14 protein-coding genes, 1 pseudogene and 1 riboswitch are annotated in these 16,137 nt (G+C 64.3%); of the genes and pseudogenes, 9 read left to right on the top strand and 6 right to left on the bottom strand.

From position 1 onward, the window contains the following. Nucleotides 1-28: 28 nt before the first annotated feature. From ACFPN5_RS17985 to greB, 3 genes are all read right to left on the bottom strand, one after another. Nucleotides 29-1,822 carry a S8 family serine peptidase gene (locus ACFPN5_RS17985; RefSeq protein WP_379785153.1) on the bottom strand — a complete coding sequence of 598 codons (1,794 nt, stop codon included), beginning with the start codon at nucleotides 1,820-1,822 and terminating at the stop codon, nucleotides 29-31. Nucleotides 1,823-1,912: 90 nt separating this feature from the next. Continuing rightward, nucleotides 1,913-2,001: riboswitch (cyclic di-GMP riboswitch) on the bottom strand. A gap of 209 nt (nucleotides 2,002-2,210) precedes the next feature. Beyond that, the gene (locus ACFPN5_RS17980; protein WP_379785152.1) at nucleotides 2,211-2,822 is read right to left on the bottom strand and encodes a biliverdin-producing heme oxygenase; all 612 of its coding nucleotides are present in this window, start codon (nucleotides 2,820-2,822) and stop codon (nucleotides 2,211-2,213) included. 77 nt (nucleotides 2,823-2,899) lie between these two features. Further along, nucleotides 2,900-3,466, bottom strand: a complete 567-nt coding sequence (gene greB, locus ACFPN5_RS17975) for a transcription elongation factor GreB (RefSeq protein ID WP_379785151.1) — start codon at nucleotides 3,464-3,466, stop codon at nucleotides 2,900-2,902. A 61-nt stretch (nucleotides 3,467-3,527) separates the two neighbouring features. Between greB and ACFPN5_RS17970 the strand changes: the two genes are divergently transcribed. The 5 genes and pseudogenes from ACFPN5_RS17970 to fliB all read left to right on the top strand — a co-directional run. After that, nucleotides 3,528-4,145: a hypothetical protein gene (locus ACFPN5_RS17970; RefSeq protein ID WP_379785150.1), complete on the top strand. Its 618-nt coding sequence runs from the start codon at nucleotides 3,528-3,530 to the stop codon at nucleotides 4,143-4,145. Continuing rightward, nucleotides 4,142-5,653 carry a sensor histidine kinase gene (locus tag ACFPN5_RS17965; RefSeq protein ID WP_379785149.1) on the top strand — a complete coding sequence of 504 codons (1,512 nt, stop codon included), beginning with the start codon at nucleotides 4,142-4,144 and terminating at the stop codon, nucleotides 5,651-5,653. Before ACFPN5_RS17970 ends, ACFPN5_RS17965 begins: the two co-directional genes overlap by 4 nt. Before the next feature lie 2 nt (nucleotides 5,654-5,655). After that, a complete protein-coding gene (locus ACFPN5_RS17960; protein WP_379785148.1) occupies nucleotides 5,656-6,303 on the top strand; it encodes a response regulator in 648 nt (215 codons plus the stop codon). 140 nt (nucleotides 6,304-6,443) lie between these two features. Next, complete coding sequence (locus ACFPN5_RS17955; RefSeq protein ID WP_379785147.1) at nucleotides 6,444-8,036, top strand: GGDEF domain-containing protein; 1,593 nt, start codon at nucleotides 6,444-6,446, stop codon at nucleotides 8,034-8,036. A 229-nt stretch (nucleotides 8,037-8,265) separates the two neighbouring features. Further along, nucleotides 8,266-9,444: pseudogene (gene fliB / locus ACFPN5_RS17950) on the top strand (flagellin lysine-N-methylase); the annotation flags it as partial. Between the two features lie 121 nt (nucleotides 9,445-9,565). Here the strand turns inward: fliB and fliD are convergent. From fliD to ACFPN5_RS17935, 3 genes are all read right to left on the bottom strand, one after another. Further along, nucleotides 9,566-11,041: a flagellar filament capping protein FliD gene (gene fliD, locus ACFPN5_RS17945; RefSeq protein WP_379785146.1), complete on the bottom strand. Its 1,476-nt coding sequence runs from the start codon at nucleotides 11,039-11,041 to the stop codon at nucleotides 9,566-9,568. 78 nt (nucleotides 11,042-11,119) lie between these two features. Continuing rightward, entirely contained in the window at nucleotides 11,120-11,479 is a 360-nt protein-coding gene (locus ACFPN5_RS17940; protein ID WP_379785145.1) for a flagellar protein FlaG, read from the bottom strand. Between the two features lie 71 nt (nucleotides 11,480-11,550). Next, the gene (locus tag ACFPN5_RS17935; protein ID WP_379785144.1) at nucleotides 11,551-12,366 is read right to left on the bottom strand and encodes a flagellin N-terminal helical domain-containing protein; all 816 of its coding nucleotides are present in this window, start codon (nucleotides 12,364-12,366) and stop codon (nucleotides 11,551-11,553) included. A gap of 405 nt (nucleotides 12,367-12,771) precedes the next feature. On the opposite strand from ACFPN5_RS17935, the gene ACFPN5_RS17930 reads away from it, so the two are divergent. The 4 genes from ACFPN5_RS17930 (at nucleotide 12,772) to ACFPN5_RS17915 (ending at nucleotide 16,115) form a co-directional block, all read left to right on the top strand. Then, nucleotides 12,772-14,691: a putative bifunctional diguanylate cyclase/phosphodiesterase gene (locus ACFPN5_RS17930; protein ID WP_379785143.1), complete on the top strand. Its 1,920-nt coding sequence runs from the start codon at nucleotides 12,772-12,774 to the stop codon at nucleotides 14,689-14,691. 173 nt (nucleotides 14,692-14,864) lie between these two features. Next, the gene (locus tag ACFPN5_RS17925) at nucleotides 14,865-15,065 is read left to right on the top strand and encodes a hypothetical protein (RefSeq protein ID WP_379785142.1); all 201 of its coding nucleotides are present in this window, start codon (nucleotides 14,865-14,867) and stop codon (nucleotides 15,063-15,065) included. Between the two features lie 280 nt (nucleotides 15,066-15,345). After that, on the top strand, nucleotides 15,346-15,786 hold the full coding sequence (gene fliS / locus ACFPN5_RS17920) for a flagellar export chaperone FliS (protein WP_379785141.1): 441 nt from the start codon (nucleotides 15,346-15,348) through the stop codon (nucleotides 15,784-15,786). Beyond that, the gene (locus ACFPN5_RS17915) at nucleotides 15,786-16,115 is read left to right on the top strand and encodes a flagellar protein FliT (RefSeq protein ID WP_379785140.1); all 330 of its coding nucleotides are present in this window, start codon (nucleotides 15,786-15,788) and stop codon (nucleotides 16,113-16,115) included. The genes fliS and ACFPN5_RS17915 overlap by 1 nt, the downstream gene beginning before the upstream one ends. Nucleotides 16,116-16,137 lie beyond the last annotated feature (22 nt).

The raw sequence follows: 16,137 nt of genomic DNA, 5'->3' as shown, positions 1-16,137 counted from the left end.
TAGACCGGCGTCAACGCGTGTGACTTGATCAACGCACAGTGACGCTGACCGACCTAGAACCGGCATTGCCCGCCGCATCGCGTGCAGTGACGGCGACGGTATGGGTCCCAGCCGCTGCTTTGCGCGTGTTCCAGCTGTACGAGAGCGAACCGCCCTGGCCGTTCGCCACGACCTTGCCGTCGATGGCCAGGCTGGTGCGGATACCCGCCGCACCAGCGTTGTCGGTGGCGCTGACACTGATCGCCACCGTGCCGCTCACCGCGCCAGCGACCGGGTTGTTGATCGTCACAACCGGCGCGACCGTGTCGCTCACCGTTGCGATGGTCGAGGTGCTATTGGCGACGTTGACCGGCACTGTGGCCGATGTACCCATATTGCCGGCAGCATCGTAGGCAACGGCGACCAGCGACGCCATGCCATTTGCCACGCCGGTCGAGTTCCAGCTGAAGCTGTACGGTGCGGCGCTGTCGGTGGCGACGACGGTGCCATTGACCTTCAGCTCGACGCGTGCCACGCCAACGTTGTCGGAAGAATTGACACTCACCGGCACCGAACCGGACACCGTGCTGCTGCCCAGGGGCGCGGCGATCGCCGCCAGCGGGGCGATGGTATCGGCTGCCTGGACGTAGGCGCGAGCTGCGCCGACAGCGGCGGCGGCGTCGACGCGGCCATACCCGAAGACCGGGTCGCGCCCGGCCACACCCAGGTCGACCGAGGTCTTGAACAGGAGCGACTCGACCTGGTCGGCGTTCAGGTCTGGCCGCGCGGCCATCACCAGGCCTGCCACACCTGCGGTGACCGGGCTGGCGAACGAAGTGCCGCTCTTGGACGAATAGCCGAGCGAACTGTTGGTGGTCCAGATGCCCGAACCAGGCGCCGCCAGGGAGACAAAGCTGCCCCAGCTCGAGAAGCTCGACTTGCGGTCGTAGCTGTCGGTCGAGGACACGATGATGAAGGCTGTGTCCGGCACCACGTTCTCGTCAACATTGTTATTGCCGGCCGAGATGAACACCAGCCCCCCTTTGTTTTTCATGTAGCGCGCCGCGCTTTTCACGGCCGAGCTGCCCGCAATGCCTGCGAAACTGACGTTGGCAATCCTGGCGCCGTGGTCGGCGGCCCAGGTGATGCCATTGGCAATGGTGCTGAGATAGGCCGGGCAGCTGCCGCTTGCGTCCTTGAAGGCGACGCGGATCGGCATGATCCGGGCCGCGCCGGCGACGCCGGCGACGCCCAGCGCATTGTTCATGGTGGCCGCCGAGGTGCCTGCCACCGCCGTGCCGTGGCCGCACAGGTCGCTGGTATCGGTCGTGTTGTTATAGACGTTGAAGCCAGGAACCATGCGGTCTTTCAGATCGGGATGGGCGCCATTCACGCCTGAATCGAGCACGGCGATCGTGACGCCGCTGCCCTGGGTGCTGTCCCAGGCGGCCGGGGCGCCGATCTTGCCCAGGTGCCAGGCGCTGCCGATATACGGGTCGTTGACGGCCATCGCCACCGTCACCTTGCGGTCCAGTTCCGCGAACTTCAGTTCAGGACGACGCGACAGCTTCTCGACCGCCTCCTCTTCGGACAGGCCGGGCGGCAGGTCGACGACATGCATGCGGCTCTGGCCGAGCTTGCGGCGCTTGCCGCCATGAGCCTTGACGAGCGTGTCGAGTTCGGCGTCCGACAAGCCGGCGCGCGCCTCGATCAGGATGCGGCCGCGGGCGAACTCGCCAGCAGGGGCGGCGTTCGCTTCAGTACCGAGGGCCAATGACAGGCCGGCAACGGCGAGCGCGGCGGCGGTTTTGCGGGATGAGGCGATGTTGAAAGCGGTATGCATGGCTGCAAATCCTGTAAATAGTGGTGATCGCAGGATTGCTGGCCAAAACGATGGTGCTGGAGCGGAAGTCGCTACGCGTTGTGTCGATTGCCTGGCAGTCCTGCCGTCATCGAGCCGTGTGGCTCATTAGACCGTTGACTTTGCGTCCTCCGCTTTCACGGAGTTTGCCCTGTTCAGTTACGGAACAAAGTGTAGTCTTGAGATTTCCATAGGGCAACATCATTTAACAGATTCGCTGATGTTGTCGTTTTTGTGCTCAATAAAGTGGCAGCTTCGGAAACAATATGTGCCTTCTCGTCAATATTGAACGCTACAGGCGTGCGAGCCGAACGCGAGCGCGCCAGCTTGGCAGTGCAAGATAGTCATTAGAGGGTGCCGAAGGCGCCCGTCAGTTCCCGCTTCGCCCACCAAACGCCAGGGCCAGGATGCGGTCGAACGCATCGCAGGCACCGGCACAGGCTTCCGCCACGTCCGCCTCGCTGCGCACTTCGGCGCGCAGCGTTTCCATGAAGGCGCGCCAGCGCGGGCCCGGTCCGCCCTCGCCCGCGCCGCGCAGGTAGCGCAGCGGATGGGGCGCCAGTTGCTGCGCCAGGCGCTTGTAGAGCACGGCGCCGCCCAGTTGCGAGCCTTCGACGACATACGCCACGCCCCAGCGGTAGGCGGCGCTGGCGCCGGCCGGCCAGGGTGCGGCGCCTGTCCGTTCATTGCTTTGATGGTTTGCCAGCGACGGCTCGGCAAGGTCGGCCGCGATCAGTGGGAGGTGCGGCGCGACGGCAATGCGGCCCGGGCCTTGCGGGCCGTCGTTGTAGGCGCCGAGCCACACGTCCATCGGCGTGAGCCAGTCGCGCAACAAATGGAGGTGGTGGGCGTAATCGGCGAGGGTGGCGTCGGGGCTGGAGAGCGGCAGGCCGCTATCGAGCCGCTCGTGGCGCGAGCCGGTTGCCTGGCGCAGCGCGGCCAGGACGTCGGACTCGCGTGCGGTGTCGGTGGGACGATTCATGTCAGGCCTGAGCAAGGCAAATGAGCGGCAAATAAGGCAAGCCGCCATCTTACCAGCTCAGTCAGGATCAGTCGGGATCAGTCAGTGATGGGCTCCGGATACTCGACCGAGACGATTTCGAGTTCCTCGCTGCCGTTGGGTGTTTGCAAGGTGATGACGTCGCCTTCCCGCGCCTTGGTCAGCGCGCGCGCTACCGGGGACACCCAGCTGATGCGCCCGCGCAACGGGTCGAGCTCGTCGATGCCGACGATGGTGACCGTGTGCTCGTCCCCCGCCTTGTTCACATAAGTGACGGTGGCCCCGAAAAAGACCTGGTCGTTGCCGTGATGCACGCTCGGATCGACGATGAAGGCCGAATCCATGCGCTTGGTGAGGAAGCGGATGCGGCGGTCGATTTCGCGCAGGCGGCGCTTGCCGTAGATGTAGTCGCCGTTTTCCGAGCGGTCGCCGTTCGAAGCGGCCCAATGCACGATGCGCACCACTTCCGGCCGGTCGACGTCGATCAGCTGCAGCAGTTCGTCCTTGATGGCTTTGTAGCCGGCAGGGGTAATGTAATTCTTGGCGCCGGCGGGAATCGCCTGCGCCAGCGCGACGGCTTCGTCATCGTCGTCGTTGTCGGATTCTTTTACGAATGCTTTATTCATAAGTCTCATTGTAGCCGCAGGCAGCAGGGAAAAGCCGCGCAATTCCCGTATCATTGGTGCGATGACGACCTCTTCTTTTCCACGCAGCCTCGTGCTGGCGCCGCTGCTGTACCTGACGGCGCTGGTGCTGCTGGCCGAGGAATGGCTGTGGAAGGTCGGCAACTGGTTTGCGTCGACCCTGGCGAACTGGCCGCCGCTGCGCGCGCTGGAGGACGGGGTGCGGCGCCTGCCCCCGTACTGGGCGCTGCTGGTCTTCGCCCTGCCCGGCCTGCTGCTCATGCCCGTCAAACTGCTGGCGCTGCTGGCGATGGCGAAGGGCCATGTGCTGTGGGGCGGGAGCGTCTTCGTCCTCGCCAAGGCCGGCGGCGCAGTCGTCGTTGCCCGCATTTATGTGCTGACCCTGCCTTCCTTGCTGGCGCTCGTCTGGTTCGCTCGGTGGCACAATCGCTTCATGACGCTCAAGGATCAATTTATTACGCGCCTACTTGCCAGCCCGACACTCATCCTCGTACGCCGTTCGGTGTCCAGCCTGCGGCGCGTGCTGCGCCGCCTGCGCTACCAGTTGCGGCCCTCGGTACCGTTCGGCAGCCGCCATGCCACGCGCAGCGCGCGCGCCCTGCGCCGCTTCGTGTCGCTGTGGCGGCGGCGCCGCAAACCCGACGGGAGCGAAGGGCCATGACGGGCCTCGATCCGGCGCTTGCAGCGCCCATGCAGGCTGCGCCGGCCGAAATCTACCTGATCGACGCCGACACGCTGACACTGGTTGACGTCAACGGCACTGCGCGCACCAACCTCGGCTACGACGGCACCCCGCTCAAGGGCATGCCCGCGGCCACCATCCTCCCTAGCCTGGCCGAGGGCCAGCTGCAGGATCTGGCCGCCACGCTCGGCGAGGACATCGGCGAAGGTATCAGCGAACAACACTGCCTGCGCACGTCCCTGCGCCGCGCCGACGGCAGCACCTATCCGGCCCGGCTGACTTTCCTGCGCGCCCAGCGCGACGGCCGCGCGCTGCTGGTGGCGATCGGCGACGACTTGTCGACAGAACAGGCCGCCGCCACCGCGCTCGCGCACGCACTGGCCCAATACGAGGCGCGCTTCAACGCGATCGTCAACCACACGCCGGGCCTGGTGTACCAGTTCCTGCTGCACGCCGACGGCACCCACGCCTTCCCCTACCTGAGCGAAGGCTGCGCGCCCCTGCTCGGGGTGCAGCCGCTCGCGCTGCAGGCGGACCCCGACCTGTTCCTGCGCCTGATCCTGCCGGAGGACCGCAAGGGCTACCTGGAAGCGATGGCGGTGTCGAAAATCGGCTTATCAAGCTGGAACTGGGAGGGCCGCATCTGGATCGACGCCTGGAAAGACGTCAAGTGGATCAACCTGCGCGCCACGCCCCATACTGCGCCCAATGGCGCGGTGCAATGGGACGGCATCATGACCAACATCACCGACAGCAAGAACGAGCAGCAGGACGCGCTGCGTTCGCGCGCCCGGCTGGCCGAACTGACCGACCACATCGAGCAGGTGAAGGAACAGGAACGCGCCCGCATCGCGCGCGAAATCCATGACGACCTGGGCGGCAACCTGACGGCCATCAAGATGGCGCTGTCGATGCTGAGCAGCCGCCTGCCGCCGGAACAGCCGCAACTGCTGGAAAAGGCCACCTACCTCGACGACCTGGTCGACCGCACGATCGAGGCGGTGCACCGCATCTCGCTCGACCTGCGGCCCTCGACGCTCGACCTCGGCATCGTCGCCGCGCTTGAGTGGCAGGCGCGCGAGTTCGAAAAGCAGGCCGGCATCGCCTGCATCTTCCGCAGCGCGGATCGGGCGCTTGATCTCGAGCACGAGCTCGACCCGGACCACGCGGCCGCACTGTTCCGTATCTTCCAGGAAGCGCTGACGAATGTCGCCAAGCACGCCGGCGCCACCCGCGTCACGGTGACCTTGCGCCGCGTGCGCCAGCACCTTGTGCTTGCCATCTGCGACAACGGCCGCGGCATTGCCGCGGCCGACCGCCTGAAGCCCCATTCCTTCGGCCTGCGCGGCATGAGCGAGCGCGCGCGCGCGCTGGGCGGCACGTTGACCTTGTCGGCGGCGCCCGGAGGTGGCACGATGGTGACCATCAAGATCAGGCTGGCCCCGGCATCGACGCCGGCGCCGGCACCCAGTAGCGAACCCAGGTAACAATGACCGACAAAGCCACCATCCGCGTATTCATTGCCGACGACCATGCCATCGTGCGCGAGGGCCTGAAACAGATCCTGGCCGAGCAGGGTGACATCGTCGTCGCCGGCGAAGCCGAGAACGGGCTGGATGCCATCAAGCTGTTCCGCAAGTCGCGCTGCCATGTCGTCCTGCTCGACATTTCCATGCCCGACCGCAACGGTATCGAAGTGCTGAAGCAGATCAAGCAGGAGCGGCCCGACCTGGCCGTGCTGATGCTGTCGATGCACCGCGAAGACCAGTACGCGATCCGCGCTTTGAAGGCCGGCGCCGCCGGCTACCTCACCAAGCAGAGCGCACCACGCGAGCTCGTCACCGCGATCCGCCAGGTGGCGGGCGGCCAGAAATACGTCAGTGTCACGCTGGCCCAGGCGCTGGCCAGCCAGGTCGGGCTCGATCATGACGCGCCGGCGCACGACAGCCTGTCCGACCGCGAGTTCCAGACGCTGACGATGATCGCGTCCGGCAAGACGGTCAGCGACATTGCGCGCGAACTGTCGCTGTCAGTGAAGACGGTGAGCGAATACCGCGCGCGGCTGCTGGCGAAGATGAACCTCAAGAACAGCGCCGAGTTGACGCACTACGCGATTCGCAACCAGCTAGTTGAATAGGCCCGCATCAAGGGTGACTTATGCACGGTGACTAACAAGCATTGCCGTTAAGTAAGACGCTTTCCGGCCTCTTTTCGCGCAATGACGAAAAGAAAAACTGCTTATCATCGCGATAATCAGTCAATGCCTTGCGCTTCACCATGCCGAACCAGACTCCGCCGCCCGCCCAGAATCCCGTCGATATTGCCCGGGAAGCCTTCCGGCGCCTGGCGACGCGCCGGGTTGCCCCCACGCCCGACGCCTACCGCGACATCTATAACGAGATCGCCGGGATTCCCGCAGTTGCGCCTACCCCTGCGCCGCCCCCTGCCCTGCCCGGCCCCGCTCCGGCGCATGCAGCTGAAGCGGTGCTGGGCGGCTTCGCCACGCAACTGACCGACACGCCCGGAGAGCTGGCCGACTATGGCCGCCGCCTGAACCGCGCCGTCCAGCAGCGCGACTGGGATGGGTATGCGCGCGCCCTGTCGCAACTGGTCGAAAAACATTTGAAGCGCGGCATTCCGCCCGGCGTCACCTACGGCATGGAAAGCCGCGACACGCGCCTGCTGCGCGAACTGCTCAGCCGCACGCTGGCCTTTGCCCTGGCCTCGCTGCTGCCGGCCAGCCCGACGCTGGCCAAAGAGGCCGAGTCGCTGGGCGCGGCCGTGAAGATCGCGCACAGCGACGCGGCGCTGCAGGAAATCGCCACTCGCCTGAAGGAACTCTGCTTCCAGATCGAACTGCACAGCGGCGACAGCGCCGAGCAGCAGGAACTGCTGCTGCGCCTGTTCAAGCTGCTGTTGGAAAACGTCAGCGAACTGCTGGACGAGGACAGCTGGATGCGCGGCCAGATCGCCGCCGTGCAGGAGCTCATTGCCGGCCCGATCGACCACCGCGCGCTGGAAGACGCGACGCGCAGCCTGAAGGACGTGATCTACAAGCAGGGCCAGCTCAAGCACAACCTGTCGGACATGAAGGCCACCGTCAAGAACATGATGATGACCTTCATCGACCGCCTGGGAACGGTGGCGGCGGCGACCGGGGACTTCCACGACAAGATGGGCGGCTTTTCCGAGCGCATCCGCCATGCGGGCGACATCGGCGAACTGAACGAGGTGATGGACGAAGTGCTGCGCGAAACGCGCCACGCCCAGGCCGAGGCGCTCGCTTCGCGCGACCGCATGCTCGAGGCCCACCGCGAGGTGCAGGAAGCGGAAAGCAGGATCCGCGCACTGGAAGCCGAACTGCGCCACATGAGCGAACTGGTGCGCGAAGACCAGCTCACCGGCACCCTCAACCGGCGCGGGCTGGATGATGTTTTCGAGCGCGAAAGCGCTCGCGCCGACCGGCGTGGCACGCCCCTGTGCGTGGCCCTGCTCGACCTCGACAACTTCAAGCGCCTGAACGATACCTATGGCCACCTGGTCGGCGACAACGCCCTGCGCCACCTGGCCAAAGTGGTGAAGGCGGCGCTGCGCTCGATGGACGTGATCGCCCGCTTCGGCGGCGAGGAATTCATGATCATGCTGCCCGAAACGCCGATCGAGGCGGCCGTGCAGACGATGGTGCGCCTGCAGCGCGAGCTGACCAAGCACTTCTTCCTGCACGATAACGAGAAGCTCTTGATCACCTTCTCGGCCGGCGTCGCGCTGCGGCTGCCGAACGAGGAACAGGCGGCGCTCCTGGCGCGCGTGGACCGGGCAATGTACCAGGCCAAGCAGAGCGGCAAGAACCGCGTCGTCGTCGCGGCCTGACATCCTGCACTCCCGGGATGCGATGACGCTTCGACACCCTGTCGGTGGAATCAGACAAAAGCGCGCCAAGGCCATGGAGATTGGGGCATACCCCCCCAAATGTGCTTGAGGCAATTGTTTCCAAAAAGTACTATTAATACCTGCCTCCCCAGCCCACTACCGGACGACCATGGCCATCCTTCATCCTTCCCGATCCCTTACCGCCCTTGTTCCCTAATATGTCAGCCGATTCAGCTGCGTTGGCCCCCGCTGCGAGGACAGCTGCTGCGCGGGCTGGCGCGTGTCGATCGACAAGAAGACCTTCAACGCCTACCGCCAATCGAACCATCCGGAACTCAAGCCCGTCTTCGAGAGCAGCGTCAAGCGCACGCGCAGCCAGGAGAGCGACACCAACTACGCGCGCATCGAACTGCACCAGGAAAGCGGCGCCTGGCCGATGATCCAGGACAGCCTGTGCGCGGTGCAAAAGAACCTGAACGAGACCTACCTCTCGGACACCTGTTTCAGCTACCCGCGCTCGACGCGCCAGTTTGCCGGTGGCGTCGAACAGAGCCTGACCCTGTCCTGCCCGGAAGCGGCGCGCCAGGCGCTGCTCAGCGCGGACGCCTTTGATTTTGTCGAGAACAAGATCCAGGTGCGCGACAGCACGGCCGGCAAGATCAAGCCCATGCATGGCTTGAGCGTAGAGACGATGAACGAGATCCGCATCCTGTGTTTCCAGCTGATGCGTACCGAAGGCCTGGCGCTGTGGGAAAAACTGGCGGCGCTCGGCGTGTTCTGCGAAAGCCTCACGGGGGCGATCGAAGCGCACAACCAGAAAGGCATCCCCGCCCTGATCCAGGAATTCATCGTCATCCTGGAATCGGGTTCGGTGGTCCAGGCCTTGCAGGGCCTGCAGCCGAATTACGTCAACCAGGCCATCGTATTCGCCACCCTGTGGGGCGTGCGCGATTCGGCACCACGTTCCGCCTCCCAGCGCGAGGTCATCGACAGGATCGCCAAGGGCATGCGGACAATCGATGGCGGCGAGCAGTCGACGCAGGAGCAGATCGTCGAGCACTACCAGCGCGGCGTCGAGCGCCTGCCGCAGGCACTACAGGACGCGCCGTATCTGCTGGAACATTACGTCCTGAACGAAATGTTCAGCAATTTGTTCCCGTTTAGCGAGGCCACTCCCTATGAAAACTACCTGCGGCTGATTTCGCGTTTCGGCATGGTCAGGTTCATGCTGGCGGCCCAATGCACCGACAGTGAGGCCTTGCCTTCGCCGGCCGTGCTGGTGCAGACGGTGCAGGTATTTTGCCGCCGCTTCCAGCACGACCGCCTGTTCGCCCTGCAAACGAGCGAAGCCTTGCGTAACAGCGGCTGGGATCGCCTGGAAAAAATCTACAGCTTCCTGCGCTACTGATCTGTTGTGTGACCGGGAGGCGGCCCGTCGCTAGGTCCGCCGCAAAAAAAATGCTGCCCCGGAGGCAGCATGATCGGCACATTTACGGCGCCATCCCCAAGGGATGGCGCTTTCTTCCATATCAATAACCGCTATTGGCCGCCAAAGCGGCGAGCTGCTGCGACATATAGCTGCTCATGCTCTGCATGTTGACCATCATCGTATCGAGCGAGGTGAACTGCGCGCGGTAGCGTTTCTCGGTCTGCATCAGCTGCAGCTCCATGCGCTCCTGGCTCGTCTCCAGGCTTTCCAGCGTCGCGTTCAGGCCGTCGGTACGGGTCTTGAACACGCCTCTCGTGCTGAGCATCTCGTCGGTTACCTTGGTCAGGCGCGTGGCAAAGCCCGAGTTCGACGAAAACAGGCTGGACACGCTGTCGAAGTTCGATGTCAGGGCCGCTTCGAGCTTGGCGGGCTTCTCCAGCTTCAGCGTGCCGTCGCGCTGGAAGGCGATGCCGATGTCGGACAAGGTCTTGAGTCCCCCGACCTCGGTTGCCGCCTTGCCCAGTTCGGCGCGAATGCCCATCAGGATCGAGCGTGCCGACGCATCGCCATTGAGCACCGCGCCGGTTTTGGTGTTCGGGTTGTAGGCGGTCTGCTTGTTCACCGCCGTGGCCAGCGTATTGTAGGCGTCCACGAAACCCGTGATGGCCTTGCTGATCGACCCGTTGTCCTTCGCCAGGCTGACTGTGACGGGACTGCCCACGTTGGTCTGCGCCAGGTTCAGCGTCACGCCCTTGATAGCGTCGGTGACTGTATTCGAGGCTTTCGAGACCGGAATCCCATCGATCTTCATCTCGGCGTTTTGCGCTGCCTGCAAGCGTGTCATGCCGGGTGCCGGGGTTGGAGCGGGTGCCGGGACGGGGTCCACCGGTTCGGTCGGCTCGGGGGCCGGCTCCGTCGGGTTCAGTGGATCCGGCTCAGGTGTCGGCTCGGGTACCGGCGCAGGCACGGGAGCCGCTGCCGGGGCCGTGCCGAAGTTCGCCAGGCTGCCGCTGGCGGCAATGCTCACCTGGTTGGCACTGCCGGTCTGGTTGCCGGTGATGACGAGTCGGTCGCTCGTGCCGTCGTTCAGGATGGTCGCGGTGACGCCGGCATTGGCCCGGTTGATGGCGGCGCTCAGGCCGGACAAGGTGCCGTCGGTGAGCGCTACCGTGGTGGTCTTGCCCCCGATGCTGATGTCCATCGAGCCGGCGCCGCTGAATTTGGCGCCCGGGGTGACGCCGCCCGACACCAGCTTGTCGCTTTGCGCCAGCCTGCTCACTTCAACCGAATAGGAGCCGGCGGCGGCGCCGCCGTCCTTGGTGGCGCTGATGCCGACGATATCCGGCTTGGTCGAACTCGGCGTCAACGCCCGCAGTGCATCGCCGTTAATGGCCTTGACCGCCGTCTGGAAAGTCGACACCGCGCTCTTGAGCGTGCCGAACGCGGACAGTTTCGAATTGAAGCTCGCCTGCTTGGACCTCAGGTTCGCCAGCGGCTGCTGTTCGATGGACATCAATGACGAGACGAGCCCGTCGACGTCGAGTCCGGATAACATGCCGGCAGCACTGATAGCCATTCGATTTCTCCTTCAGGTTGTCTGCGGGACGCGGCCGCGTCCAGTCAAGCCAGGTGTCGGGCTCAGGTTCAAGCCCGGTTATGCTTTATCGCGCAACATCACGCCCTGCATCTGCTCGATCGAGCGCCACAGCTTGAGCGCTTCGACGCTCGGGATCTGGCGCAGCACGGTATCGGTCTGGGTGTCGACCACCTTGACCACGGTGCGGCCGGTGTCTTCGTCGACCGAGAAGCGTACGCCCTGCGCATTCGCCTGCGCGACCTTGTTCAGGTCGGCGACGACATTGCCCAGCTCCACCGGGCCGGGCGCGCGCTCCACCTGTGCAAACGCCGCGACGTGCGCGGCATTCGGGACAGGCTTGATCGAGGCCTCGGCAGCCGGCCGCGCCGTGCTGCCGGCGACGACCGATGGGCTTCCAGCTTGTATTGGTTGCAACATCGGAACACCTCTCTACAAATAACTGTGCGGGGTCGCCCCCGCACAGTCAATTCATGGATTATACCGTTCGATTAACCGCGCAGCAGCGACATCACGCTGTTCGGTGCCGAGTTGGCCTGGGCCAGCATCGCGGTACCGGCCTGCTGCAGGATCTGCGAGCGGCTCAGCTTGCTGGTTTCAGCAGCGTAGTCGGTGTCCATGATGCGGCTCTTTGCTGCCGACTGGTTCTCGATCGAGGTTGCCAGGTTGCTGATGGCGTAGCCCATGCGGTTCTGCGCGGTACCCAGCGAAGCGCGCTCGGTGTTGAGTGCCTTCAGCGCTTCGTCCATCTGGGTGATCACGGCCGTCGAGGTTGTTTCATCGGCGATATCGGCGATGGTCAGGTTCGAGAAATCGGATGCTGCGCCAAAGGTAACGGTGATGGTCTGGGCCGCGTCGGCGCCGACCTGGATGTCCTTGGTGGTGCCGGCCTGGCTCAGAACCGCGTTGCCGTTGAACTTGGTCTGCTCGGAGATACGGGTGATTTCGTCGTTCAGTTCCTGGACTTCGGTATTGATGTTCGCCCACTCGTCGTCGCCGTTGGTGCCGTTGGCACCCTGGACCGCCAGTTCGCGGATACGCTGCAGGGCGTCGCCGATGTTCGACAAGGCGCCGTCGGCGGTCTGGATCAGCGAAATGCCGTCGTTGGCGTTACGCGACGCTTGCGACATGCCGCGGATCTGGGAGTCCATCTTGGTCGCGATCGACAGGCCGGCTGCGTCGTCCTTGGCGCTGTTGACGCGCAGGCCCGACGACAGGCGGGTCATCGAGTTCGACAGCTCGCCTGCCGACTTGGTGATGTTACGTTGCGCATTCAGCGACGACATGTTGGTGTTGATGGTCGACATGGTAGTTCTCCAGTGGGCAGTTCAAGTTAGGTGCTGCTATCAGGGTTCGGTGCTTGCTTCGCTGTTTCAGCTCGCTTGTATTCTTTAACGGAGCCCTCTGCAAAACCTTGAGGAAATTTTTTAAAAAAATGTTGGTGGGCAACTTTATATCGGGAGCGGCGTCGCAACCCGACGTATGAGGCCGTCTTGCAAACCGGATTAACGGCGCGCTTCGGTAAATCCTGAAGGCCCGCGTCATTGTTTGTTTCCGATCCTCTTGGTCATCCACACCGGACGACCTTGTTTCACGTTTCATTACATAAAAGCATGACACAATTCCTGTCGAGCCCGCAGTGGCAACACTGGGGATTCTGGTGACACGTCCCTATGTACAGGTACCGGACTGCGGCCGGTAAATTGTGAACTATGCAGAAACCCGAGATCCCGGTCGACGAGGCAAAGCGTCTGGCGGCGCTGTACGCGACGAACCTGTTCGGCACCGGTCCCGAAGAAGCGTTCGACCGGATCACGCGCATGGCTACCAAGCTGCTGGGCGTGCCCACCGCCCTGATCTCCCTGGTGGGCAGCGACGTGCAGTGGTTCAAGTCGCGCTGCGGCTTTGCCGCGCACTACACCTCGCGCGAGGTGTCCTTCTGCGGCCACGCGATCCTCACCGACGCGCCGCTCGTCATTCCCGATACCGCCCGCGACCCGCGCTTCGCCGACAACCCGATCGTCGTCGGCGCACCTTATATACGTTTCTATGCCGGGGTGCAGCTGTATTCGGTCGAGCGCGCCAAGCTCGGCACCCTGTGCATCATCGACACCGAACCGCGCGAGATCGCCGAAGCCGAACTGGCCGAGCTGCACGAACTGGCGCGCATGGCCGAGGAGCTGATCTATCACCGCCAGCTGGCCTTCGCCGCCCAGCAGCTGCATGAACAGCTGCGAGAACAGCTGCACGAGAAACTGCAGCACCACGCGCCCAGCGCGCAGTTGGCCAGCGCCGCCGATCAGGTCGAGTTCCTGCTGACCCACGATACGCTCACCGGCCTGGCGAACCGCCAGGCGCTGCTGCGCATGATCGGCGACGGCATCGTCGACTGGCGCAGCCGCGGCGTGCCGGCCGTGGTGGCCTGCCTCAACCTCGACCGCTTCAAGCGCATCAACGAGGCGATGGGACACGCCGCCGGCGACGAGGTGCTGGTGGCCGTCACGCGCAGCCTGAAGGCGAATTTGGCGCCCGGTGAAATGCTGGCGCGCACCGGCAACGACGAGTTCGTCCTGGTGCTGGACGAGCCGGGTGCGGCAAACGGCCTGCGCGAGCGCCTGCGCCGGCTGATGAGCACCGTCAACCACAGCGTCTTCTGGTCGGGCACCGAGATTGCCCTCACCTGCAGCATCGGCTTTACCTGCTTTCCCGAAGATGGCGAGGATGCCGACCTGCTGCTCAACAACGCGGCCGCGGCCATGCGCCACGCCAAGGCCCTGGGCGGCTCCCGCATCGAGCATTTCGCCCTCCACCAGCGGCACGAACTCGGGCGCCGCATGGCGCTGGAAAGCCACCTGCGGCGCGCCCTCGAGCGCGGCGAGTTGTACCTGCAATACCAGCCAAAGATCGACCTGCGGCGCGGCACGCTGGCCGGCTTCGAGGCCCTGTTGCGCTGGCAGCACCCCGAATACGGCATCGTGTCGCCGGACGAATTCATCCCGATTGCCGAGGAAACCGGCCTGATCGTCCCGATCGGGGAATGGATTGTCGGCACCGCGATCCGGCAGATGGCGGCCTGGCGCGAAGAGGGTTTGCCCGAGGTGCCGGTCGCGGTAAATTTGTCGGCGCGCCAGTTCCTCCAGGGCGATGTGGTGGCGACCATCGAACACCTGTTGCAAGGGGCCGGGCTCGGCGCGGACGCGCTCGAGCTCGAACTGACCGAGAGCGTGTCGATGGCCGATCCGGAACGCAGCCTGGCGATCATGCACCAGCTCAAAAAACTGGGCGTCACACTCAGCATCGACGACTTCGGCACCGGCTACTCGAGCTTCAGTTACCTCAAGCGCCTGCCGATCGACAAGCTCAAGATCGACAAGTCCTTTATCCACGACATGGTGCACAGCGCCGACTCGCGCGCAATCGTCGGGGCCATCGTCGCCATGGCGCACCGGCTGAACTTGCGGGTCGTCGCCGAAGGAGTGGAACTGGCGGCGCAGGCCGGCGCCCTGCGCGACAGCGGCTGCGACCAGGCACAAGGTTTTCTCTACGCCCGCCCGCTCGACGCGTTCGATGCCGGCCTGTACCTGGCGGTGCGGCCGGAACGAAATCACTTGCTGCGCCCTAGTGCGATGTGATGCGTTTTTGCGACGGAAACAATTTCTAACAATTCGCTCCGGTGCGCACCTTGCATATGGATATCATTGTATCAACGTGAAGCGCGCGCCCCCTGCGTGCGGAATGCGCGCACAATGCGCGCAGGCGGTGCACGGCTCGCGCCACGGCCCGCCCCTTGTATAACGGTGAATCCATGATGACCCAACGAAGAACCGACGAGCAGACGGCACTGGCCGCCGAATATGCTCTTTACCTGGTGGATATCCGTGGGGTCGATTTCGCCCTGAAATATCTCGACACCTGCAACGTGTCGCGCGCAATCCTCACCCGCGCACTGCAATCGCCCGAACTGCGGCGCCATCACGAACGCCGCAAGCAGCCGCGCAACGACTGATCCCGCGCATACCCCGCGCACGCCTTTTTTATTGCCGCGCAAGCCCTGCCTCCTCAATCTTCCCTTCGCCCTCAAACCGTTATCGGGATAACAAAGCCGCAAAAAGCCGGGTATTCCCAGCTCTCAAGTCCGGTTAGAAGCTGCCGTTAAGCCAGTAAACTACCCTCGCTGAAGAATGGCAGGACGGCCCCGCGGCCGCGCCCGACCAGCTGCAGCACGAAAATTTATTGAGGAGAAGCGCTTCGGCGCGCTCCCGGCCATGAAGTATTGGAGGTTCACGATGTTTGGATCGATGCAGCGCGGCGTCAACGCGTACGCCAAAGTAGGACTGGAAACGTCGGTCATTTCCGCCTCGCCCCACAAACTGATCGTCATGCTGTATGACGGCGCGCTCGTCGCCATCAAGAGCGCGGCGACCCACATGGCGGCCGGCCATATTGCCGAGAAAGGCGCCGCGATCACCAAGGCGCTCGACATCATCAACAACGGCCTGCGCGCCAGCCTCGACAAGAAAGCCGGCGGCGACATCGCCGCCAACCTCGACGCCCTCTACGTCTACATGACCGAGCGCCTCCTGACGGCCAGCCTGCAAAACAGCACCGCCCTGCTCGAGGAAGTCCAGGGCCTGTTGCTCGACCTGCGCGACGCCTGGACGCAGATCGGCGAAAAGCCCGTACAACCGGCCGCGATGGCGCACTACCCTGTCCTGGCGAGCGCCTGATGATGACCGGCCAGGAAGTACTCTCCGAATACGCCACCGTGGCCGAACTGACCGGGCAGATGCTTGCCGCGGCCGAAGCGGGCGACTGGGACCATCTGGTGGTGCTCGAGCAGCGCTGCACCGCGCATGTCGACATCCTCAAGCGTTCCGAGGCGGCGGTCGAACTCAATTCGAGCGGGCGCCAGGCAAAGATCGATTGCATCCGCCGCATCCTGGCCGACGACCGCAGGATCCGCGACCTGACCATGCCCTGGATGGCGCAGCTCTCGGCGATGATCAACAACTCCGGCACCCAGCGCCGCCTTGCCAACGCCTACGGCAGCGTCTGACTTTCATCCTCCTGTTTTAACT

This window comes from Massilia niabensis, from assembly GCF_042655085.1.
GTDB classification, from domain to species: Bacteria; Pseudomonadota; Gammaproteobacteria; order Burkholderiales; family Burkholderiaceae_D; genus Telluria; species Telluria niabensis.
This window is presented reverse-complemented; position numbering and strand designations above follow the sequence as displayed.